General features: G+C 68.7%; 24 protein-coding genes. 15 read left to right on the forward strand and 9 right to left on the reverse strand.

Translation table 11 applies throughout. From position 1 onward, the window contains the following. Window positions 1–334: 334 nt before the first annotated feature. Window positions 335–541 (forward strand): hypothetical protein, encoded by a 207-nt coding sequence (locus ACIQOU_RS30780; RefSeq protein WP_401542199.1) that lies wholly within the window; start codon window positions 335–337, stop codon window positions 539–541. After that, window positions 525–1049, forward strand: a complete 525-nt coding sequence (locus tag ACIQOU_RS30785) for a DUF6879 family protein (RefSeq protein ID WP_401541912.1) — start codon at window positions 525–527, stop codon at window positions 1047–1049. The genes ACIQOU_RS30780 and ACIQOU_RS30785 overlap by 17 nt, the downstream gene beginning before the upstream one ends. Window positions 1050–1158: 109 nt before the next feature. On the opposite strand, the gene ACIQOU_RS30790 is transcribed toward ACIQOU_RS30785, so the two are convergent. Then, on the reverse strand, window positions 1159–1431 hold the full coding sequence (locus ACIQOU_RS30790) for a DUF397 domain-containing protein (RefSeq protein WP_401541914.1): 273 nt from the start codon (window positions 1429–1431) through the stop codon (window positions 1159–1161). Window positions 1432–1798: 367 nt separating this feature from the next. On the opposite strand from ACIQOU_RS30790, the gene ACIQOU_RS30795 reads away from it, so the two are divergent. From ACIQOU_RS30795 to ACIQOU_RS30810, 4 genes are all read left to right on the forward strand, one after another. Next, window positions 1799–2347 carry a DUF3291 domain-containing protein gene (locus ACIQOU_RS30795; RefSeq protein WP_401541915.1) on the forward strand — a complete coding sequence of 183 codons (549 nt, stop codon included), beginning with the start codon at window positions 1799–1801 and terminating at the stop codon, window positions 2345–2347. A 465-nt stretch (window positions 2348–2812) separates the two neighbouring features. Beyond that, the gene (locus ACIQOU_RS30800) at window positions 2813–2944 is read left to right on the forward strand and encodes a hypothetical protein (RefSeq protein ID WP_401541918.1); all 132 of its coding nucleotides are present in this window, start codon (window positions 2813–2815) and stop codon (window positions 2942–2944) included. A gap of 743 nt (window positions 2945–3687) precedes the next feature. Further along, the gene (locus tag ACIQOU_RS30805; RefSeq protein ID WP_401541920.1) at window positions 3688–3999 is read left to right on the forward strand and encodes a hypothetical protein; all 312 of its coding nucleotides are present in this window, start codon (window positions 3688–3690) and stop codon (window positions 3997–3999) included. 469 nt (window positions 4000–4468) lie between these two features. Then, the gene (locus ACIQOU_RS30810; protein WP_401541923.1) at window positions 4469–5488 is read left to right on the forward strand and encodes a tyrosine-type recombinase/integrase; all 1020 of its coding nucleotides are present in this window, start codon (window positions 4469–4471) and stop codon (window positions 5486–5488) included. A gap of 174 nt (window positions 5489–5662) precedes the next feature. Here the strand turns inward: ACIQOU_RS30810 and ACIQOU_RS30815 are convergent, their stop codons facing one another. From ACIQOU_RS30815 to ACIQOU_RS30825, 3 genes are all read right to left on the reverse strand, one after another. After that, complete coding sequence (locus ACIQOU_RS30815; protein WP_401541926.1) at window positions 5663–6247, reverse strand: DinB family protein; 585 nt, start codon at window positions 6245–6247, stop codon at window positions 5663–5665. Between the two features lie 136 nt (window positions 6248–6383). Beyond that, on the reverse strand, window positions 6384–6602 hold the full coding sequence (locus tag ACIQOU_RS30820) for a DUF397 domain-containing protein (RefSeq protein ID WP_401541928.1): 219 nt from the start codon (window positions 6600–6602) through the stop codon (window positions 6384–6386). Window positions 6603–6604: 2 nt separating this feature from the next. After that, window positions 6605–7492 carry a helix-turn-helix domain-containing protein gene (locus tag ACIQOU_RS30825; RefSeq protein WP_401541931.1) on the reverse strand — a complete coding sequence of 296 codons (888 nt, stop codon included), beginning with the start codon at window positions 7490–7492 and terminating at the stop codon, window positions 6605–6607. Between the two features lie 211 nt (window positions 7493–7703). On the opposite strand from ACIQOU_RS30825, the gene ACIQOU_RS30830 reads away from it, so the two are divergent. The 3 genes from ACIQOU_RS30830 to ACIQOU_RS30840 all read left to right on the forward strand — a co-directional run bounded on the left by ACIQOU_RS30830 (window position 7704) and on the right by ACIQOU_RS30840 (window position 9331). Further along, window positions 7704–8135: an ATP-binding protein gene (locus ACIQOU_RS30830; RefSeq protein WP_401541934.1), complete on the forward strand. Its 432-nt coding sequence runs from the start codon at window positions 7704–7706 to the stop codon at window positions 8133–8135. A gap of 208 nt (window positions 8136–8343) precedes the next feature. Next, window positions 8344–8805, forward strand: a complete 462-nt coding sequence (locus ACIQOU_RS30835; protein WP_401541936.1) for a hypothetical protein — start codon at window positions 8344–8346, stop codon at window positions 8803–8805. A gap of 310 nt (window positions 8806–9115) precedes the next feature. Then, window positions 9116–9331 carry a hypothetical protein gene (locus ACIQOU_RS30840; RefSeq protein WP_401541939.1) on the forward strand — a complete coding sequence of 72 codons (216 nt, stop codon included), beginning with the start codon at window positions 9116–9118 and terminating at the stop codon, window positions 9329–9331. 70 nt (window positions 9332–9401) lie between these two features. Here ACIQOU_RS30840 and ACIQOU_RS30845 read toward each other — a convergent pair whose 3' ends face one another. Continuing rightward, window positions 9402–10382 carry a GNAT family N-acetyltransferase gene (locus ACIQOU_RS30845; RefSeq protein ID WP_401541942.1) on the reverse strand — a complete coding sequence of 327 codons (981 nt, stop codon included), beginning with the start codon at window positions 10380–10382 and terminating at the stop codon, window positions 9402–9404. A gap of 85 nt (window positions 10383–10467) precedes the next feature. Between ACIQOU_RS30845 and phzG the strand changes: the two genes are divergently transcribed. After that, window positions 10468–11130 (forward strand): phenazine biosynthesis FMN-dependent oxidase PhzG, encoded by a 663-nt coding sequence (phzG, locus tag ACIQOU_RS30850; RefSeq protein WP_401541944.1) that lies wholly within the window; start codon window positions 10468–10470, stop codon window positions 11128–11130. Between the two features lie 193 nt (window positions 11131–11323). Then, on the forward strand, window positions 11324–12799 hold the full coding sequence (locus tag ACIQOU_RS30855; RefSeq protein ID WP_401541946.1) for a hypothetical protein: 1476 nt from the start codon (window positions 11324–11326) through the stop codon (window positions 12797–12799). Window positions 12800–12899: 100 nt separating this feature from the next. Here the strand turns inward: ACIQOU_RS30855 and ACIQOU_RS30860 are convergent, their stop codons facing one another. Then, entirely contained in the window at window positions 12900–13301 is a 402-nt protein-coding gene (locus ACIQOU_RS30860; RefSeq protein ID WP_401541949.1) for an AAA family ATPase, read from the reverse strand. Between the two features lie 70 nt (window positions 13302–13371). Between ACIQOU_RS30860 and ACIQOU_RS30865 the strand changes: the two genes are divergently transcribed. Further along, window positions 13372–13956 (forward strand): hypothetical protein, encoded by a 585-nt coding sequence (locus ACIQOU_RS30865; RefSeq protein ID WP_401541952.1) that lies wholly within the window; start codon window positions 13372–13374, stop codon window positions 13954–13956. Further along, entirely contained in the window at window positions 13956–14516 is a 561-nt protein-coding gene (locus ACIQOU_RS30870; RefSeq protein ID WP_401541954.1) for a peptide deformylase, read from the forward strand. The genes ACIQOU_RS30865 and ACIQOU_RS30870 overlap by 1 nt, the downstream gene beginning before the upstream one ends. A gap of 152 nt (window positions 14517–14668) precedes the next feature. On the opposite strand, the gene ACIQOU_RS30875 is transcribed toward ACIQOU_RS30870, so the two are convergent. Next, the gene (locus ACIQOU_RS30875; RefSeq protein ID WP_401541957.1) at window positions 14669–15682 is read right to left on the reverse strand and encodes a cupin domain-containing protein; all 1014 of its coding nucleotides are present in this window, start codon (window positions 15680–15682) and stop codon (window positions 14669–14671) included. Window positions 15683–15783: 101 nt separating this feature from the next. On the opposite strand from ACIQOU_RS30875, the gene ACIQOU_RS30880 reads away from it, so the two are divergent. After that, entirely contained in the window at window positions 15784–16704 is a 921-nt protein-coding gene (locus ACIQOU_RS30880; protein ID WP_401541960.1) for an MBL fold metallo-hydrolase, read from the forward strand. A 325-nt stretch (window positions 16705–17029) separates the two neighbouring features. On the opposite strand, the gene ACIQOU_RS30885 is transcribed toward ACIQOU_RS30880, so the two are convergent. Both ACIQOU_RS30885 and ACIQOU_RS30890 read right to left on the reverse strand, forming a co-directional pair. Further along, complete coding sequence (locus ACIQOU_RS30885; RefSeq protein ID WP_401541963.1) at window positions 17030–17368, reverse strand: hypothetical protein; 339 nt, start codon at window positions 17366–17368, stop codon at window positions 17030–17032. A 120-nt stretch (window positions 17369–17488) separates the two neighbouring features. Next, window positions 17489–19834: an immune inhibitor A domain-containing protein gene (locus ACIQOU_RS30890; protein WP_401541965.1), complete on the reverse strand. Its 2346-nt coding sequence runs from the start codon at window positions 19832–19834 to the stop codon at window positions 17489–17491. Window positions 19835–20252: 418 nt separating this feature from the next. Here ACIQOU_RS30890 and ACIQOU_RS30895 point away from each other — a divergent pair, with 418 nt between their 5' ends. After that, a complete protein-coding gene (locus ACIQOU_RS30895) occupies window positions 20253–20519 on the forward strand; it encodes a hypothetical protein (RefSeq protein ID WP_401541967.1) in 267 nt (88 codons plus the stop codon). Window positions 20520–20612 lie beyond the last annotated feature (93 nt).

Raw genomic sequence — 20612 nt, forward strand, 5'->3', positions numbered from 1 at the left:
CGTTGGGCCGTTGGGCCGTTGGGCCGTTGGGCGAGCGTGAGCGGGTGGGCAACGGGAACTGCTGGCAGCGGAGTTGGGGGTGGCACGGCCGTGCCCTTGATCGACGCGACCTCTTCGCCGCGGGCCGGGCATCCCGATACCTCGCCGGTGCCGCCCTGAACGTGGTCGACCTGCGGGGGTGCTGTGAGGGGCGGCTCGGTGCTCCGTATGCCTCCGGGCGTGCGGGTTTATGCCACAACGTGCATAGTCGCGTCCTCGCGTGGACGCCCGGCGGGCACGTCCGTACCGTCGTGATCGTCAGGGGCAACCGGCCCCGGGCACAAGGGGTTCAATCCTGGCTCGTGAGGAACTGACCCGGCTCACCGGCAATGGAAACGGCACGTGCGGAGGGGATGACTGCCCGAACGTCTACCGTACGGCGAAGGGATCGTTCGTGGTTCAGGGCGACGTGTCCCACGCGTTCGGCGCCCCGGAGGGGGAAGGACTCGTGGAGATTCCGGAGGAGACGTTGAGGGAGGCCGTACGTGTTCCTGGACGGTGAGAACTGGAGCCGCCGATTCGCGGAGATCACTCGTGAGGCATGGCGGCTCGAAACTCTCCCGCAGTACCTGGTACCGCAGGAGGCCGAAGAGTTCTCGGCCTTTCGTGAGGGGCGGCCGCTGGCTCCCTACACGACGTCCGCGTACAGCGAGCGCGTCGCGCGCCAGCGGACCGAGGGCAAGCACCAGGGCCGCGTGCACATCGTGACGCGACCGCTCTCCGACTATCTGCGGTTCGAGTTCAGTCGCTACTACGCGGTGCACGTCCAGGCGGGCGACCACATTCGTATCCTCGACGTGACCGATCGGCCGAACCCTCTTGAGGGGGTGCAGGACTTCTGGATGTTCGACCGGTCAGAGGTGGTCCTCATGAATTATGAGGTGGACGGCGCTCAGATCAACCGCGAGGTGTTCGAGGGCGACGTTTCCCCGTTCGTCGAGTACCAGCGCATCGCCATCGCGGAGTCGGTGCCGTTCGAGGAGTACGTGAACGGTGGCCATCCAGCCTGATCAGCTCGACCAGTCCGGGCTGGAACGGGCCGCAGGGCGGAGTTGGAGGGTGGGTTGGAGGCGGCGGGGAGACTGCAACGCCTCTCCCCGCCCCCTCCCTCTCAATCAACTAGCAGCCGAGCGCGCCCGCTTGGATACCGGCGATCAGGGCGGCGACGCTGGCACGGGGGTAGAGAATCGCCGGGCCGTGCGGGGCCTTGCTGTCGCGGATGGCTACGGCACCCTGGTAGGGGGCGAGTTCGACGCAGTCGCCCTCCTTGCCGGAGGCCGACTTCTCGCCGGGTACATGCCCGCGCCCCGGGCGACCTCTGCCGGATTCCCGCTCCGCCTCATGTATCGGGACCGGCGGACACAACAGACCCGCACCGACTTTTCTCGACACATCGGGACCCTGATCGGTCGCGCGGCGATGCTCTGAAAGGCGGCACGAAGGCGACGGCTTCCGTCCGGCTCACCTCGGAGGCCCCTGCCTGTCGGCTCGTCTACCTGGCCGAAGCGCACGTCACCGTGGACGGCCCTGAAATGACCAGTGCGGGAGGCCACTTGGGCGAGGAAAACGCAACGTCGACATGGCCCGCAGAGGCAGCTACCTTCACCTGGTCCTCAGCGATCGCCCACGATTTCGCGGGAGTTCCGTCAGGCTGAGCCACCCGTGACGGGATGGGTCGGTCGCGCCCCACGCCTCCTCGCCGCCCGCGTAAGTCACCGAACCGGGCGCACGCCAGGCAGCCTCCATCAGGGAGAGACGCATGCCCCAGCTTGCTCTGTACACATTCGGCGTCCTGAAGTCGCCTCTCGCCGACCCCGCACCTCTCACTCGCGAGTTCTACGACCTGGGCGAGGCCGTCTACCGGAAGATCGGTCAGCACCCCGGATATCTCGCGCACGCTGAAGCGGCAGAGGGTGAACAGGGCGAACTCTTCGAGGCGGACTGGGGTGCGTGGGGGAAGTTCGCCGCACCGGCCTGGTACGTCAAGGGCCGTACGGCGGAGACCACCGCCCTGGCCGCGTCCCTCTCACTCTGGACCGACCTGCACCCCGCCTTCGACGCCGTCTACACCGGTCCGCACCGCCAGGCGCTGAACAGGCGTTACGACTGGTTCGAGAGGACAGGGCACCCGAATTACGTGTGCTGGTGGGTCTCCGACGGCGTGATACCCAGCTGGCAGGACGGGGTATCCAGGCTGGAACGCCTCCACGGCCATGGTTCCGCGCCGCACGCCTTCACGTTCCACCACTCGTTCGCCCCGGACGGAACTCCGACCAGGCTCGCCGAGAAGGGGGAGAGCTTCTTCTAGCGGGTCAGGGCGGCGGCCAGGCCGAGGAGGCGCGGGCCTCTCGTTCGAATCGGACGGTCAGGCGGCGGTAGCGGTACGGAGTTCGGGGTGCCGGTAAGAACGCTGTCACCAGCCGCAAACGGTGGTGATCTTGCGCGGGTGTCACCCGTGTGGGTGAGTCTGGGGTCGTACAGCTGCGCGGGGTGAGGCCCCGAGAGGACGATCGACAACCGTGGCCCGTACCCCTGGCTGCCCCGGAGGTCCGCGCCTGGGCCACCGCGCTGGCCTCGCCCGCATGGTGGCGTCTGCCGGACGATGACCGCTATGCCCACCGGTCTGGCGTCGAACTCGCCTACTGGACCAACCGCCAAGTCTGCTGGAGCCGCTTGTGCATGTCCTGCTGGATGCGCGAGAGCCGCCATGCGGAAGATGACCACCCAGCGCGAGTGGCTGACGCTGTTCCAGCTGCCCGGTTAGGCGCCCGAGTTGAACCCGCAGGAGGACGTCTGGGCGAACTTGCGGCTGGGCTTGGTCAACCTCAAGCCGCTGCTCGGCGGCACCGACGGCCTGATCGACGGCTTCCTCGCCGAAACGAAGCTGACGTTTGACCAGACATAACCTCACGAATCAAATCTCAGCAGGCAGAAGCCTTCAACTCGGAACTTTGCCGAGGCCGTGGGCCTGGTAAGGGTCGGGTGTATGACTCGCATAATTGGACGGGTAAGGCATGGGTGCATACGCCGAGGGTTAGATGGGTGAGAACCGAACGTCTACCTCCGAGGGGGAGGGTAACTGACGAAACCCCCGGGTATCGCGTTGCCATTTTCGTCCACAGTCTGCGTCGAGCCGTAGCCGGATGCGTTCGGCCTGTCCGGAAAAGGATAAATCCGGGTGCCCATTCCGGTCGGTGCGTACCACGTCCGGTCCGAGCCTTGATCGTGCATGTACTGCGCCATCTCTGCGGCCGCGGTGGCTCGCGGATGGCCGGACATACAGGCCATGAGCAGGCCATTTGGGTTTGTACCCGAGCTGTTGCTGGCGGCCTGCTGGTACCCCGGGTGACTTCGTAAGATCTCGCCGAACGTGGCCCCGTCGACTTTTATTTTCATGACAGTCGACCTGTCCACTGCCACCGGCACGTCAAAAAATTCATAGGCCGCATGAGCATGGACATACAGGGGACGGCTACTACGCCATGGTGCAGGCTCGGGGGGCTCGACACTGAAAGTCGGTGTTCGAATATCGCCGCTGACAGTTACGTTGTAGACCTCCACGTCCGAGGTCCGGTGGGGCTGCCTTGCCCACTCCGTGACCTGGCTCGTGTCCTCCGGTTTGGTCGGGAAAGATATCCCGATCAGATTGTGCGCTTCGTCGTGCAACGCCTTCGCGCGCACATGCTGATGACCAAACCGATAATAATTACCCTCGGAGTCCAAGCCGTCCAGCTCGCCGCCCGGCCCGTGCACGGTGCTGCGTCCTCCCTGGAGCATTCGCTGGACCGGCCGAGCGGCGGCGTCGCTGAGGGGGCGGCCCGTGGAGCGCTGTACGGGCTGCTCGGCCTGCTGGTGACCACAGCCGGCGCTGTGCCGGTGTCGGTCCTGGGCCCAGGGGTGTCCGGCCCGGCGGAGTATCTGGACGACTGCCGTGTTGCCGACCCTGCCCTGGAGGGCTAAGAGCGCAGGAAGCGGCGTCGCGGCGCGGCCGGTAGGCGTGCGGGCCGATGGCCGGCTGCTCTCCGCCTCATTGCTCCTTGCGCTGCCGTTCGCGTGCATGGTCTTCCTCCCGTGTCGTCTCCACCGGCGCTGATGCCCGTACCCCCTGCCCCGTCCTTGCCACGGATCACTGCCTCCCGTGGCGGACACGGCGCCGACTCGGGGATCACGTTCCAGTGATGGGGGCCGACGATACGTTCCTTCTGGGACCTTATGGCATTCCACAAGCCCATTGCCGTGGAACGGCTCTCCGCGGGCCTGATCTCGACCTTGCATTGGGTTGCTGTCGCAGTAAATGCCGGATTTACTGCGGCAGACCCTCCGGCCGCCGCAGGCGAGGTGTACGCATTTACTGCGGTAGCGCTGGAAGGACGGGACAGGCGCGGCGATCGAACCAGTGACCGAACTCGGGACTGGGGGCGCGCTTCGCTTGCCGCGTGCCCGGGTGGTGCCGCTGTCCGCTCCGCCCTCGTCGTACACCGCGGCGGTCGAGCGGTACCTCACCGGTGCGGGCATCTCGAAATCCTCCGCGCGGATCTACCGGATCTCGCTGACGACGTGGGGGTGGATGCTCGCCGGTGAGGCGGCGCCGACCGGCCCGGCCCGCCGGGGCGCGAAGCCGCCCGTCTTCCCCGTCGCCGCGATCGACGATCCGGCGCTGCCGGAAGTGCTGGCCGAGTTGGCGGCGGCGCGGGCGGACGAGATGGACGCCGACACCGTCAACCGGGAGCTGTCCATCGCGCGCAAGGCGATCGGCTGGTGGCAGCGCCAGGGCTGGATCGACGGCGACCCGACGATCGGCATCGAGCGGCGGCCGGCACCGCCAGACCGCACCAAGGCCCTGGCCGAGAACCAGATCGCCGCCCTGTGGCGCCTGGACGTCGCCCTACGGGAGAAGACGTTCTGGAAGATGCTCTACGAGTCGGCCGCACGGGCCGACGAGGTGCTGTGCCTGAACGTGGAAGACCTGTACCCGCAGGACAAACGCGGGAAGATCACCGCCAAGGGCGGGGCCACGGAGTGGATCCACTGGCAGTCCGGCACCGCCCAACTGCTGCCCCGCCTCATCGCCCGCCGCACCCGCGGACCGCTGTTCCTCACCGACCGCAAGGCCCCGGCCGGGACACCGACGCTCGACGTGTGCCCGGAGACCGGCCGGGCCCGGCTCTCCTACCGCCGGGCCGAAGAGATCTTCGAAGAGAACACCCGGCTGCTAGCCAACCCGCTCGCCTCCCCCGAAGACATCGAGGATCTGGACGGCTGGACCCTCCACCGGCTACGCCACAGTGCCCTCACACACGACGCCGAGGACGGCACGTCCACGCCGATGCTGCTGGCCCGCTCCCGCCACGCCTCCGTCCGCTCCCTGGAGCGGTACGCCCGCCCCGGCGTCGACGCCGTCGCCCGTCATGTCGCCGAGCGTGACCCCGCCGCACGTCGCCGGACGTGACGCCCCTTCATTTGCGGCTGGTGACAGCGTTCTTACCGGCACCCCAGTCCGACAGGCCGGCGCCGCTGTGGCCCCCGGTGGGACCGGAGGGCGGGAATGCCGAGGAGGAGCGGTTTGAGGGCGAGACCGTCGTGCGGGTGCGTACCCGACACGGCAGTCACGTGGCACAGCCTTCTATCGCTTGGCTGACGCGGCCGATCTGGCGGCCCGTTCGATCTTCGCGCGGTAGGCGGCGCGGGCTTCCTCATCGACCTGCGTCTCGTGTTCGGGGCGCATCCCGGTTCGGCCGTCGACGCCTTCGCGGAGGATGTCGGCGTGCCCGGCATGCCGGTTGGTCTCGCCGAGGACGTGGACCAGGACGGCGAACAGGTTCGTGCGGGTATAAGGCTCCGGCCACCACGGCACGTGGCCGGGGGCGTCGAGGGCAAGCTCGTCGATCGTCGCGTCCGAGTGTTCCGACGCGCGTCGGTAGAACGCGATGATCTGATCGCGCGTCTCGTTCTCAGCCGCCCACAGATCGCTGCCGTCGGGGTCCTGCCAACGGGGCAGCGGTTCCGGGCACGGGCGGTCGAAGACCTCGCCGAAGTATCTGGCCTCGACGCCGGCCACGTGTTTGACCAGGCCGAGGAGGTTGGTCCCGGTCGCGGTCAGAGGTCGACGGCCGTCGTATTCGGAGAGGCCGTCGAGTTTCCAGAGCAACGCCTTGCGGTCCCGCCGCAGTCTCGCGTGCAGGTTGTCCTTCGCGAATTCGTCGATCATGCGGCGTGAGCCTGCCATGGGCTACTCGGGGCCTCAAGATCCCGCCCGGCCCACAACGACCGCCAGAGCCGAAGCCGCGCGAGAGGGGGGCGGGGAGACTGCAACGCCTCTCCCCGCCCCCCTCCCTCTCAGCCAACTAGCAGCCGAGCGCGCCCGCTTGGATACCGGCGATCAGCGCGGCGACGCTGGCGCGGGGGTAGAGAATCGCCGGGCCGTGCGGGGCCTTGCTGTCGCGGATGGCTACGGCGCCCCGGTAGGGGGCGAGTTCGACGCAGTCGCCCTCCTTGCCGGAGGCCGAAGACTTCTGCCAAGAAACGTCTATCGCCGAAGAGTCCATAATCTTTCGCTGCGACATCCCTATCCATCCTTGCGGTAATCATTGAAGTAACGCTCAAGCACCTTCAACGACTCCGGGCCTCGAAGCGAGTCCGTCATCATCAGGCGCCTGAACAACCGGCTGTACTGCTGCACTTGGTCCGTGGTCTCCAGGAACCTCGTGCCTGTGAAGCCTTCCAAGTAGACGATGTCAGGCTCCCAGCGCTGGGGAAACGTGAGGATTACGTACGGGCCGAACAGGGCTGCATGGGACGGCGCGTCCTCTGGCAGCACATGAAGGTTGATCGTGTTCGGGTAGTCCCTGGAAAGATCCAGCAAGTACCCAAGTTGACCAGCCATCACATCAGGGCCGCCGATCGCGTGCCGAAACACAGACTCCGAAATGACGCCCCAGAAGATCAGCGGACGGGCACGGTCGAACACCTCACGCCGCTTGTCCCGGATCGCGAGTCGCTCTCGGCGCTCTTCCTCAGTTGTACCGGGACTCTGCTGGTCAAATACAGCTGCCGCATACTCGTGGGTCTGCAACAAGCCAGGGATCAGAGTCGTTTGAGCGTTATACGTCTCTGCGGCATCTGCCTCGTAACCGATGTAGTCGGCGTACGGCGCGGTCACGACCGAGCGAACATCGGTCTCCCAGCCGCGAACGTTGCCCCGTCGGCGCAGGTCGACGACGTAGCCGCGCAGGCTCTTGTCCTTGACGTCGTAGCGGTCGAGCAACAGCTCCAAGTCGGCCTCGCTGATTCCCAAGCGACCCGACTCGACGCGGCTCAACTTGGATTCTGGCCAGCCGAGTTCACTACAGATGGCGGCCTGACTGCCGTGCGATCCCTCGTCCCGCAGGCCTCGAAGGATCGACCCCAGTCGGACCTGACGGGCAGTTGGCTGCAACAACCGGCGCGTTGCCATGAGTTGGCCCCCCTTTCCTGGTCTGACCAGCGATAGCAGCCGCCGGAGCGCGGAAACACCATACAACTCGGGCACCACTCGAAAGAGCGAATTTTTGGTACAAGGTTGTGCGCAGGTACCGCAAGGGTACAACCTTGTTCGCAACCGTCCGGAGTCGGACGCTCACCAACCGCCCTGTCGCCCTGCCGTGCCCTCCGAGGGGATGTCAGTCATGCCCGAAACGTTCGCCAGCTTCAAATATCCCACCGCGAAGCGGTCCGTCAGCCGTGCGCGCACCGACTGTCGCACCTTCCTCGCCACCTGCGGAGCAACCGTCACCGCCGACCTCGCCGACGAACTCGTCCTCCTCGTCGACGAGTTGATGAGCAACGCCGTTACCCACGGCCGTGTCCCCGGCGTCACCGGGCGGCGGGTGCGGCTCACCCTTGCGAGGACCGGTGAGGTGCTCCGCGTCGAGGTGCGGGACACGCAGAGCGACCGGTTGCCGCACCTCCACAAGGCCGAGCGGGACGAGGAACGGGGGCGGGGGCTCGCGATCGTCGACGCGCTCTCCAGCGCCTGGGGCGTCACCCGCGAGGTCATCGGCAAGACCGTGTGGGCCGAGAAGACGCTCACCTCACCGCCGTTCCCCCAGAACCCGTAGGGGCCCTGGATCTTCTAGGGCTTCGAGAGCCTCCCGTTGCCGTTAGACCCTGTCGCGCGGGTGACACCCCCAACACCCCACGGCAGGAACGAGGTTCCCGGCGCGCACCCCCGGCCGCCGGTCGAGCCTCCGCCGGCGCCCAGGGCCCCCCACCTCCACCTGGGCGCCGGTGTCCCCTCCACCACAACCCCGCAGGAGCCGACCTCTGATGCAACGCCCCCGCCCCACCACCGTGGCCGAGAAGACCGCCGCCCGCGATGCCGCCCGCGCCGACAGCGAGGTCATCATCCAGCGGTACCACGCCCGCGAACCCATCGCCCGGATCGCCGACGACTACGGCGTCACCCCCAACTGGCTCGGGCAACAGCTCGTCGAGTGGGGGGTTCCTCGGCGGCACCGGCACGAGGCGCACGCGCTGCGGCGGCCTGCCGGGCACGTCTTCCGGGGGCGCACCCGGCGTCGTTCCACCGCCGAAGTCCGCGCCGCCCAGGCCCAGTTCACCGCCGACCGCGCCGACGTCACCGCCCGTTATCTCGACGGGACCTCCGTCACCACCCTCGCCCGTGAGTACCAGGTCAGCCCCGTCTGGACCGCCGAACGCCTCGACGACTGGGGCGTCCCCCGGCGCAAGCGCCCCGCCCACACCCCCACAGGAGCCGACCCCCGATGAAACGTCCCCTGCGCCAACTCCGCCTCCGGCTGGGCGCGTTACTCGGCCGTCGCCGCAAGTCGACTTCGTCGGCGGCGACTTGGCCGGACCCTCAAGGGCTTCCCTACTCTCCCCGCCCCCGGGACCCGTACGTCTCGCCGCTTCCCTCTCCCTACTACGCCCGCTGGAACCGGTGGTGCAAGAGCGGGCGGCGGGCACGGGCCGAGGGATGGATGCTGCTGCCGCTGGCCGACGAGCCCTGCTGGCGCTCCCGCTCACCTCGCGACACGTGGTTCAAGCCCAACCACCCTCGTGGGCAAGGGAGTTGCCGATGAGCCCGACGGCCCCGGTCCCGCCGCGACCGGACGAGACTCCGCAGGAACTCCGCGCCCGCATCTACAGCGAGTGGCTGGTACACGCGGCCGGGTGCAAGGGCGCCTGCCGCCTCAAGGGCATCGACTGCCACCACGCCAAACGCCTCCGCGAGGCCTACCGCGCGGCCCACGATGCCCTGCCGAAGGACGAACAGCGCCCCATCGGCAGCTGAACGACGCAGCCCGCGACGCCAACTCCCTTGTTGGTCAAGCTTGTTCGTCAAGTCCGTTAGCCCCGCCCCGTCACCCGGCCTCGAAGTCGTACGCCGCGAAATCCTCGACCGGGGTGTAGCCGAGGCGCTGATAGAGGCCGTTGCTGGTGGAGTTGGACAGGTCCGCGAAGAGGAGGACCTCCTGTGCCCCCGCCGCCAGCGCCGCCCGGCTCACCTCGGCCGTCACCGCGCCCGCGTAACCGCGTCCACGCAGGTGAGCCGGGGTGTAGACCGTCGTCACCCGGATCTGCCCGGCGATCAGCGGTGTCACCCCGGCCATGGAAACGGCCGCTCCCTCCGGCGTCTCCCAGAACGTGACCAGCCCACGGCTGATGCCCAGGTCGGCCAGGGAAGCGGCGTCCGTGACCGGGCCCTCTCCCACGGCATTCATGAACTCGCTGTACCAGGAGGTGAGTTGGCCACGGTCTGCGGCATCCACCCGGCGGCCCCGGCCCGCTGGGCACGGTGACGGTGGCGTCAACGTGCCCAGCCGGTACAGGCGGTGGCGCCGACGGAGCATCGACGCCACGCCTGTGTGCCGTTGCCACGCCTCGGCGAACGCCGTGGCGGTGGCGTGATCCGCGTCGACGCCCGGGAGTTGGTGACCAAGGGCGGCGAGGCGGGCGGCGAGGGTGTCGGCCTGAGCCGTGGTGAGCGGGCTCAGGACCAGGGGATGGGGCGGGGTGCGCAGATAGGTGGCGTGGATGTCGTCCCCCTCCTCCAACCAGCCGAGGAAGGGAACTTCGGAACCGTACGTGTCCGCCCCCCGCGTGCGGAGCCGCTCCGTCACCGTCAACTGCACGGTGTGCAGGGCGGGTTGGGAGTGCAGGAAGTCTCCGGTCCGGTCGAGGAAGGCCTCGACGTCGTGGGTGACGTTCCAGCCGTCGTCCGGTGGAGGGTCTGGGGGAGGTTGCGTGGCGTGTGGTTCGTCGGAGGGCGTGACCCGAGGCGTACCCGCAGGCACGGCCCGAGGGTCGTCGAAGTGGGTGTTCCTTGGTTCGTAAGAGTGCATGGGCCAATGGTTCCTTGTGAGAGGCCCTTCACATCAACTCCTTTTATTCTTCTCTCCTCACCGACTCGCAAGGAGAACGCGGCCCATGTCCTCGCTGCCGAACACCCTGAGTGGTGACGCCACCCTCGAACTCCCCGAGTTCGACAACCCGCCCGCCGAGCCGCTGGCGTTGCTGCGTGCGTGGCTTGAAAGTGCCGTGCGGCGCGGGGTGCGGGAGCCGTTCGCGGCGGTGCTGGCGACCGCCGGTGCCGACGGGCTGCCGTCGACCCGGGTGGTGCTGATCAAGGAGGCCGACGAATGGGGCCTGCTCTTCGCCAGTTCCACCGGCAGTCGCAAGGGCCGCGAACTCGCCGTCCGCCCCTGGGGATCGCTCACCTTCTACTGGCGTGAAACCCTCCAGCAGCTCACCGTCGCCGGGCCCGTGGAACAGGTCGGCGCCGACGAGTCCGACGCCCTCTTCGCCACCCGGCCCCGCACCGCCCGCGCCAGCGCCGCCGTCTCCCTCCAGAGCCGCCCGCTCACCGACGAGGCCGCCCTGCGCGCCGACGCCCGCGCGCTGGTCGACGACGCCGACACCGTCGTTCAGCGTCCCGACGAGTGGACCGGGTACCGACTCCGGCCCACCGCAGTGGAGTTCTGGTACGGCAGCCCCGATCGCCTTCATCGCAGGCTCCGTTACGAGCGGCCGATCGTCGATGCCGACGCCGATACCGATGCCGGGTGGACGCATCGGCGGCTCCAGCCCTGAGCCACCCCGGGCCGCCAAGTAACCGTATGCGCACGGCCGTTGGGCCCCTCTACGATCGGTACTCGACGGCCACCCGGTGATGGATCGGGTCACATCACCGCCGTTCGGCAACCTTTCCCTCCTCTGCGACCACTCATCGGCTGATTCAGGGCGCTCCCCTCCGAGCCCCGAAGTGCGCAAGGAGAACAACCGCATGAGTGACGTCAACTCCCCTGTCCCCACGGCCGATTCGAGCGCGGTGGACCAGGCGCCCGGCGCCGGTCGACGACCGCGTGGCCGCCACCGCAGGCGCTGGACCACGGCCGGTCTGGCCCTCGGGATACCGGCGATGCTGGGCCCGTATCTGCTGCTCTCGCAGTCCGAGTCCCACGCCGCGACCGTCGACCCCGCCGGCTACTCCCGCACGGCGGCGGCCGCGGACCCGCTGGGTCAACTCACCGTCTCCCAGGTGACGTTGCCGTCGGCGTTCGGCTACCAGGAGGCCGGTTACAACGGCGCCGCCCAGTGGACCCGCGTCGACACCCAGGCCGCGCCCGACGGTTCCGTGCGGGTGGCCTGGCCGGCCGCCGACGGCGTCCATGTCACCTCGCTGTCACCGTCGTTGGAGCGCCAGGGCAGCGACACCGTCGTCGCGGGGACCAAGGAGGTCAGCGGACTCGTCGCGCACGACGACGGCTTCGCCCTGCTGACCCGGGTCCCGGACACCAACAAGTGGAACGAGACGGCCGCCGCCCTCATCCGCTACAAGAACGGCTCCGCCGTCTTCAACAAGAAGCTGACCGGCACCGCGAGCGAGGACACCGCGCCCGTCCTGGACGGCGCCCTGAAGTGGAACGGCAGCAAGTACGGCGCCTACTTCGTCGTCCACGGCGCGGGCGGCTTCGCCGACGGCCACTTCGGCGACAAGCTCGCCTACGTCAACGACGCCGGAACCACCCAGTCCGGTGGCTGGAACTGGGGGTGCAGCCACAACGAGGGCATCGCCCTCGCCCCCTCCACCAGCGGCGACTTCGCCTCCCTGTGCTTCGACGACTGGCGCTCCGGCCTCTTCGTCAGCACCGGCATCGGCGCCCCGAACGAGGCGCCCGTCGTAGGGCGCGAGCAGTGCTGGGCCGGGTACTGCGGGGGCGCGTACCCCGGTTCCTCCGGTGACCTGGTGAAGACGTCCAACGGCGGTTACGCCACCGCCTTCGCCAGTCGCGGGGCCGCCTCCGCCGTCAAGAACCCCGACGACAGCAGCGGGCGCGGCTGGACCGTCACGCCCAAGACCGCGACCCACCAGGTGACGGTCGCGCTCCTCAAGGACGCCTCGACTCCCGGCAGTTCGGTCCAGCTCACCGACGACCCCGCCACCGACCACGTCAACGTCCACGTCACGCCCTACGGCAAGAATCTGCTGGTCTCCTGGGAGAGCGTCGCCGACGCCAGCTGCAAGGACGGCACCTGCACGGGCAAGTTCACCGGGACCCACCTCCAGGTCATCGACGCCAACGGCACGACCGTCTCTGCCGACCAGGTCGTGAACGCCCGTATCGCCGGCGACATCGCCACCCTCCCCGACGGCTCCCTCACCTGGGCCTTCGCCGCAGCGACCCCGGACTACAGCACCCCGCTCCCGGCCAACTCCCCCACCACAACGACGTTGTCGATCGCACACCTCAAGGGCTGAGGCCGTCACACGGGGGACTCCGGGTCCGGCACCGCCGTAACGGGTCGCACCCGCACGGCGGAGCCGCATAGCGCATCCGACCCCGCGCCCCTTGTCGGCGCTACCGGCCCCGAGCCTCGGTCAGTGCCGTCACCAGCACGTCCGGGTTCCCGGTATAGATGATCACGTCTTCGTCATCGGCCGGGGCGTCGAAGCGGGCGAAGAAGTCGGCCAGGGCCTCGGGGGTGACCATCAGCGCGTTGGCGTCCTCGCGTGCGTTGCGCTCGGCCAGGCGCCGCAGCAGTTCGTCGCGCTCGGTCGGCAGGTAGACCACAACGGGCAGGCCTCCCGCTTCGCGGGCGGCCCGCCGCCAGGCGTCGCGCTCGGCGCGGCGCCACAGGCCGTGGTCCAGGACGACGTCGTTCCCGGCCTCGATCTCCTTGATGAACCGGCCCCGGACGAGGTCCCGGCGCCAACCTGCGGCCCCTCCGGCCCAGCGCAGGCACGAGCAGCCGTACGCCACCGGGTCCGCCCTCGTCGTCGAACACGACGCCGCCCGCCTCCAGTACGACGGCCGCGCCTACCGGCTCACCATGCGACGGCTGCTGCGGAACACCGGCGACGAACCGGTGACCCGCTACCTGATCCGTATCTCCGTCGACCGCTATCCCGGCGACCCCGAGCAGTCCAACGCGCACTATCGGGTCCACCCGCTGACCTGGGACGAACTCGACCTCACCGCCACCTGCCGAGGCGAGGCGATGCGTCGGCAGGCCAAGCACGACCGCGACGCCTTCAAGGAAGTCTGGCTGCTGTTCGACAACGACCACGGCCGCTTCCCGCTCTACCCCGGCGAGTCCGTGTGGATCGAGTACGCCTACACCGTCGGCGACGACAAATGGGGCAACTGGTTCCAGCGGGCCGTACGGCTGCCCACCGAACAGCTCGAAGTCCAGCTTGCCTTTCCCGCCGCTCTCGACCCTGTCGTATGGGGCACTGAGACCTCCATGACAGCCGAGGCCTCCCCACTGCGGACCCCGCCCGTCCGCAGCGACGACGGTGAGCTCCGGCAATTCACATGGATCACGACCACACCCGCACTCCACGCTCGGTACCGTCTTGAATGGAGGTTCCGGGCACGGCCCGAACACAACATGGAACAAGGGGACTTCAGGTGATGGACGTGCGGCCCAGCGAGCAGATGCGCGACCTCGGAGTCGTTCAGCACGGCGCCGGCATCCTGGCCGAACCGGCCCGCGCCTTCGCCCTGCCCGCCGAGCGCAACGAGGCCGAGCGCATCACCGACGAACTGTTCGCCGCGATGGAACGGATCGGCCAGGTCCACCCCTTCGCCAAGGGCATGGGCATCGCCGCCCCGCAGATCGGCATCGGCCGCGCCGCCGCCGTTGTCCAACCGCCCGGTGACGCACCCGCCGTCATCCTGCTCAACCCGCGGATCACCGACCGCTTCGACGAACTGGACGAACAGTACGAGGGCTGCCTGAGCTTCTTCGACGTCCGCGGCCTCGTCCCCCGCCCCCTGAAGATCACCGTCGAGACCACGTCCCTGACCGGCGAGACCGTCACCACCGTGTACGAACGCGGCCTCGCCCGCCTCATCCACCACGAGATCGACCACCTCGACGGCCTGCTGTACACCGCCCGCATGCGTACCGGCATCGAACCGATCCCCGTGGAGGAGTACCGCCAGACCGGCAGGGCCTGGGCGTACGAGTAGGCCGTTACCGGTGAACGTCTCTACAGCTCCGGGGCGCCTGAAGGTCTCAAGCGGATAACCCGTGGCGCCGCCTCCTGGAACAGTTGCCGTGCAGTCCGCAAGGGGTCGCCCACGCGCTTCGCCCCGGCAGCACCGCCTGATCCGTCGAGAACTCAGCGCTCAGCACGTGGCAGGGCGGACAGGCGTCGCCCCGCCGTGTCGCCGAAGTCGCCCTGTCCTGGCGGCCGTTGAGGTGGGGGGACGGAGGCTGGGCGGCCTGTGGCCTGGGCTCGGTAGCGGCCCGGTGTGGTGCCGAACTCTCGCTCGAAGGCGTGGGAGAGGGCGTACGGGCTGCCGTAGCCGACGCGGGTGGCGATGGTGGCCAGGGTCTCCTTGGTGTCGCGGAGCAGACCGGCCGCGCGGACCACGCGCCACCACGCGAGGTACGCCATCGGAGGGCGGCCGACCAGGGCGGTGAACCGGCGCGCCAGGGTGGGCCGGGAGACGCCCGCCTCCGCGGCCAGGCGGTCGTTGGTCCACGGCGCGGCCGGGTCCGCGTGCATGGCCCGCAGGGCGGCGGCCGTCACCGGGTCGCCCAGCGCGCCGGGCCAGGCTCCGCTGCTGGTCTCGGTCATCCAGGAACGGATCATGTAGACGAGGAGCAGGTCGAGCAGGTTCGGGAGCGCCACGCAGGAGCCGGGCCGCACCTCGTCCAGTTCGCCGGCGAGCAGGTCGATCGCGGCGCGCAGTTCCAGGTGGCGGCCGACGCGGCTGGGCAGGTGGACGACCTCGGGCAGCTCGGCCAGCAGCGGATGCATGCGGCTGCCGTCGAGCCAGTACTTGCCGCAGAGCATCTCCGTGCCCTCCCGGTCGCCACGGACCTCCGCCCCGGCCTCCGCGCACCATCGCTCGAACGGCACCGGCTCCCGCGCCGGGTCCGCCACGCCGGGCGGGGTGTCGGCGATCACATGACCGGTTCCGTGCGGCAGCAGCACCGCGTCCCCCACCCCGAGGGACACCGGGTCGCCGCCCTCGGTCCACAGCCAGCAGTGGCCCTTCAGCACGACGTGGAATCCGGCGCCGTCGTACGGGTCCAGCCTCGTGCACCAGCTCCCGCCCATCCGCAACCGGTTGGATCGCGGGTGCCCGAGGTGCATGGCGGAGATCGCGTCGCTCACCACATCCATACGTCGACAATATCTCCCGTATGAGTTGTGAGCCGGACGCGTATTTTTCTGAGCCCGATACGCATTGGAAGGCTCACCCGAGCCTTCTTAGGGTCGAGCCCATGATGAACGAGAACGAGCGCGTGCAGCACATGATGCTGGGGGATGTCGAGGTCATCCGGGTCATCGAGTGGCAGGAGCCGTTCCTGCCCACCTCCACCATGTTCCCGGAGGCCGGTGCCGAGGTGTGGAGGGACAACGCGGACTGGTTGGCGCCGGACCACTGGGAGCCGGACGGCGATCGGGTGGTGGTCGCCCTACAGAGCTGGGTGCTGCGCAGCGGCGGGCGGACCGTCCTGGTCGACACCGGGGTGGGCGACGGGCGCGAACGTCCCGGCATGGGAACGTTCCCTCAAGCCCCGAGCGACTTCCTCGACCTCCTGGCGAGGGCCGGGGTCCGCCCGCAGGACGTGGACGTCGTCGTCAACACGCACCTCCACGTCGATCACGTCGGCTGGAACACCGTCGACGCGGGTGGGCAGTGGGTGCCGACCTTCCCCCACGCCCAGTACCTGATCCCGGCCGCCGACGACTTCCACTTCGGCCCGGACAACGGGTACGCGAACGGTGCGCGTGAGGTCGACCGCCTGATCTACGAGGACAGCATCGCGCCGATCCACCGGGCCGGGCAGGCCGTGCTGTGGGACGGCGAGCACCGCATCGACGACCACCTCACCCTGGAGTCCGCCCCCGGCCACACCCCCGGCTCAGCCGTGCTGCGCCTGGCCTCCGGCACCGACCGGGCGATCTTCGTGGGCGACATCCTGCACAGCCCGATCCAGATCCTCGCCCCCTGCTGCAACTCCAACGCCTGCCAGACCCCGGCCCAAGCGGCCACGACCCGCCACCGCATCCTCACCCGAGCCGCAGACGAACGAGAACTCCTCATCCCGTCCCACTTCGCCGGCCCAGGAGCCCTGGAGATCCAGAAAACCGGCCCCCATTTCGCCACAGGCCCCTGGTCAACCCCGACCCCCATGTAATCCCAGGCCCAGACAGCCCACCTAGGGGTCGCGGAGCCGCACCCAACAGCCCCGAGCCACCGGCACAAGGCAGCCCACGGCCAGGCAGCCCACCTAGGGGCGCGGGGAACTGCGCGAGCAACCACGACGGCGCCGCAGCCAACCACCTACCTACCCCCGAGCCACCGGCACAAGGCAGCCCACGGCCAGGCAGCCCACCCAGGGGCGCGGGGCTGTATTCGATATGCGGCTCCGCCGCGTGGGCGCGACAATCCACGACGGCGCCGCACCGGCCCACCGGCCCACCGGCCCACCGGCCCACCGGCCCACCGGCCCACCGGCCCACCTACAACCGAACCACCGGCCCCCGAGGCAACGCCCGGATCGGATGCCACAGCTCCGTAGCCGTGACCCCCTTCGCCAGCGGGGCGTCCCCAGACCCCCGCCATATCAACCCGTCCGGATGATGCAGAACCGCAGTGATCTCATCCGGCGTAGGCGGCGCGGCATTCCCGCGCAGATACACCGCCCGCAACCCCAGATTCCGCAGCCGCGTCAGCGCCCGCGCCCGGTTGTGGGCGTGCACCAGCACCCGGACACCGGTGCCGTCGGCGACCGGACTGGGCAGATTCATCGCCACCACGACACTGCCGGTCGGCAGCTTGCAGAAGCCTCCTGCGGCCATGCGGTCACACCCCCGTGTGCGTCGGTGTCAATAAGGAAGTCACAGGACGCACCTAAACACGATCGGCGGCGACCCGCCAAGGGGTTGCCGCCGATACGCGTCTGACCTGCTAAAACGTCATTACTTCGATGACGGTCCAACCTTCAGGCTGATCGTGGAGCCGTCCAACGGCTCGTTCGTGATCTTGATGGAGGTGTTGGTGTCAGTGATCTTGACGCCGGCGAGCGGGTTGGCCGAGTCGTAGTACGTCGACCGGCCGTCGTCGAAGACCGGCACCCCGGCACGGGACTTGATCTTCGTCGCGACGTCCGACTTGTGGAGCGTGATCGCGTCCGTCGGGTACCGGCTGAAGGTCGAGTCGTAGGCCTGCACGCGGTTGCGCATCAGGGTGCCGTCGGTCCACTTCAGGATGTCCGGGTGCGCGTCGACGGGAAGGATCTGACCGACGCCCGGGTGCTCGCTGGTGTTGTCGTCCGCCTGCGAGGTGTCCCACTTCCAGATCAACAGGCCGTTCTGGTAGGCGTAGTGCTCGACCCAGTCGGGACGGGCGGCCGAACCGAAGTTGTACGGACCGGTCTTGAGGACCTTGTCGTAGGACACGTACTGACGGTTCTCCGCGAGGTAGTACTGCGGGTAGTCGTCGGTGATGGCCGCGCCGATGCGGGAGAACCCGCTCGCGGTCCAACCGGCGTCCGCCGTCTCGGCGTTGTCGGAGAAGACGGTCGCGCCGTCGGCGGTCACCGTGATCTCGTCGGCCGTGAAGCCCTTCAGCGCCAGCCCGCCGTCCGTGGCGTAACGGAACCGGAGTTGGATGTTCTTACCGGCGTACGCGTCGAGCGGGAACGTCAGCTTCTGGTAGGCGTCGACCGAACCGGTGAGGGTCGGCTTGTCGCTGCCGTCGCGCGGGATGGCGGTGCCGTCGGCCAGAGTCCCGTCCAGCGGCGTCCAGTTGGCGCCGTCGGTGGAGACCTCGGTGTACAGGAAGTCGTAGTCCTGCTCGATGTCCCACCAGGCGTCCAGGCTGAGGCTCGCGGACGACGTGCCGGTGAGGTCGACGCTCCGGGTCAGCGTGTTCTTCAGGTCGTTGCCGCTGCCGCTCCACCACTGGGAGGCGCCCTCGGCCGGGGTCACGATCTCCTGGGTGACCTCCTTGTCCGGCAGCGTCACCACCAGGGCCTGCGGGTTCTTGGTGTTGTACTCCGCGACGCCCAGCTTGTGCGAGGACTTCACGCCCGCCTGGGCAACGTCGTAGTCCAGCCAGCCCAGTTGGAGCTTGTCCCAGGAGTTCATGTCGCCCGGCAGGTCGCCGATCGACTCCTTGCCGGTGCCGAGCCAGGAACCGGAGGACATCAACGTCCAGAAGCCGGTGGAGTTCTCGCCGCCGCCGGAGGTGTCGTACTCGTCCGGCAGACCGAGGTCGTGGCCGTACTCGTGGGCGAAGACGCCGAGTCCGCCGTTCTCCGGCTGGATGGTGTAGTCGCCGACCCAGATGCCGGTGTCACCGATCTGGGTGCCGCCGAGCTTGTTGGTGTCCGGGCCGGTCGAACCGGCGTCGGTGCCGAACGCGTACCAGCGGTGCGCCCAGATGGCGTCCTCGCCCTGCGCGCCGCCGCCGGCGGACTCGTCCTCACCGGCGTGCACGATCTGGAAGTGGTCGATGTAGCCGTCCGGCTCGTTGAAGTCGCCGTCGCCGTCGTAGTCGTAGCGGTCCCACTGGTCGTAGCCGGCCAGCGTCTCCTTGATCTCGGCGGCGGACTTGCCGGCCGCCTCCTGATCGGCGACCCACGCGTTGACGCCGTCCTGAACGGCGTACCAGGCGCCGGTCGCGGCGTCGTTGGAGCCGTAACGGGCCTCGTTGTAGGGGACCTTGACCCAGTCGGTGACCTGGCCGTCGACCGAGTAGCGGCCCGAGGACTGCTTCTCGTAGTACTTCTTCAGGGACTCGGTGTTCGCGCCGGTGCCGAAGTAGAGGTCCTGGTAGTGGGCCTGGTTGTAATCGGCCTTCCAGTCCGTCGAGTTGTCCGTACTCCGGTCCGGCGCGGCTATCTGGTTGTGCAGCGGGCCCGCCGTGCCGCCGTAGCGGCTGTCGACCTCGTCGCCGAACTCGACCAGGATCGTGAAGATCTTGTCGGTCTTCTCGCGGCCCAGCTCGACGTACTTGCTGTTGTCGCCCTTCTTGCCCTTGAGCTGGACGACCTTGGAGCCGTCGCGGTCCTTGACCGCCGCCTTGCCGGATATGACCTGGCGCAGCGCCTCTTCACGCTGCGCGGTCTGCGTCCGGGTCAGCGGTCCGTCGAAGTCGTGCTCCCTGGCCTTGGCGGGCTGGGGGTCGTGCTGGTCCGACGCCGGTGCCGACGCCGGGCCTTCGGCCGCCTGCGCCACGGCGAAGGTGGTGAACGTCGCCGACGCGGCGGCGAGCGCGACGACCGTCGCCGCTGCTCTGAACGTCCAGGATCTACTGGTCACTTGATGTCCTCCCCTAACGCGTCCGTCCGCGCGGATCGGGGGTCCCGAGGTGGAAGTCCGCGCGCGGTATACGCGTGTAGTCAAGTGACGCCATTTGACTACTGGTTTAGAAGAAAAAACAGACCTTGACTTGGACAGATCAAGTGCATTAACGGGCACCGGGGATCGCATTGCGGACACATGACCGTAACGTGACGAAGCTCAGGCCCCGTTCGAACGGGCGCGCGCACCTGCCCGGAGGGCGGGCGGCATGATTCTGTGCGCCCCCCGTGCTCCGGTCCTGTCACTGAGGTCACGCTTACTTGCGGTCCCACTCGGGCATGCAGGCGATTAGAGTCGATTGGCGGACGCCCCCGAACTCTGGCGGCAAGCCAGGTCAAACGCCCCCGTGACCCCCATCTCCGAGGACACGATTGCCATGCCTCGTCCGACTGCCGCACAGCTGGTCTACGGTTCCTGCACCGTGGTCCTCTCCACGCTCGCCATGCTGCTGCTGTCAGAGACCAGTTCCGGTGTCGGAGTCGCGGTCATCGCGCTCGCGGCGCTCGCGCTCGGGCTGCTCGTCGCGATGACGGTGCCCCTGCCCCGGCAGCGGACCGAAGCCGAACCCGCCCCCCAGCCCGCACGGCAACAGGCCGAACAGCCCGTGCCAGTGGCGGCGACAGGCCGTTCGACCTCCTCCTGAACCCCTGCCTCGATGACGCCATGACCTCGTCACCACCGCACCCCGTGGCGCCATGACGTCATGGCGCCGCGTCCGCGCCCCTGGCGTCGTCCG

This window comes from Streptomyces sp. NPDC091279, from assembly GCF_044757465.1.
In the GTDB taxonomy this organism is placed as follows: Bacteria; Actinomycetota; Actinomycetes; order Streptomycetales; family Streptomycetaceae; genus Streptomyces.

Coding starts and splice junctions, on each gene's coding strand:
- ACIQOU_RS30795 (WP_401541915.1), top strand. CDS start 1,799: ATGCCCCAGCTTGCTCTGTACACATTCGGCGTCCTGAAGTCGCCTCTC.
- ACIQOU_RS30815 (WP_401541926.1), bottom strand. CDS start 6,247: ATGATCGACGAATTCGCGAAGGACAACCTGCACGCGAGACTGCGGCGG.
- ACIQOU_RS30820 (WP_401541928.1), bottom strand. CDS start 6,602: ATGTCGCAGCGAAAGATTATGGACTCTTCGGCGATAGACGTTTCTTGG.
- ACIQOU_RS30825 (WP_401541931.1), bottom strand. CDS start 7,492: ATGGCAACGCGCCGGTTGTTGCAGCCAACTGCCCGTCAGGTCCGACTG.
- ACIQOU_RS30830 (WP_401541934.1), top strand. CDS start 7,704: ATGCCCGAAACGTTCGCCAGCTTCAAATATCCCACCGCGAAGCGGTCC.
- ACIQOU_RS30835 (WP_401541936.1), top strand. CDS start 8,344: ATGCAACGCCCCCGCCCCACCACCGTGGCCGAGAAGACCGCCGCCCGC.
- ACIQOU_RS30840 (WP_401541939.1), top strand. CDS start 9,116: ATGAGCCCGACGGCCCCGGTCCCGCCGCGACCGGACGAGACTCCGCAG.
- ACIQOU_RS30845 (WP_401541942.1), bottom strand. CDS start 10,382: ATGCACTCTTACGAACCAAGGAACACCCACTTCGACGACCCTCGGGCC.
- phzG (WP_401541944.1), top strand. CDS start 10,468: ATGTCCTCGCTGCCGAACACCCTGAGTGGTGACGCCACCCTCGAACTC.
- ACIQOU_RS30855 (WP_401541946.1), top strand. CDS start 11,324: ATGAGTGACGTCAACTCCCCTGTCCCCACGGCCGATTCGAGCGCGGTG.
- ACIQOU_RS30865 (WP_401541952.1), top strand. CDS start 13,372: ATGCGACGGCTGCTGCGGAACACCGGCGACGAACCGGTGACCCGCTAC.
- ACIQOU_RS30870 (WP_401541954.1), top strand. CDS start 13,956: ATGGACGTGCGGCCCAGCGAGCAGATGCGCGACCTCGGAGTCGTTCAG.
- ACIQOU_RS30875 (WP_401541957.1), bottom strand. CDS start 15,682: ATGGATGTGGTGAGCGACGCGATCTCCGCCATGCACCTCGGGCACCCG.
- ACIQOU_RS30880 (WP_401541960.1), top strand. CDS start 15,784: ATGATGAACGAGAACGAGCGCGTGCAGCACATGATGCTGGGGGATGTC.
- ACIQOU_RS30885 (WP_401541963.1), bottom strand. CDS start 17,368: ATGGCCGCAGGAGGCTTCTGCAAGCTGCCGACCGGCAGTGTCGTGGTG.
- ACIQOU_RS30895 (WP_401541967.1), top strand. CDS start 20,253: ATGCCTCGTCCGACTGCCGCACAGCTGGTCTACGGTTCCTGCACCGTG.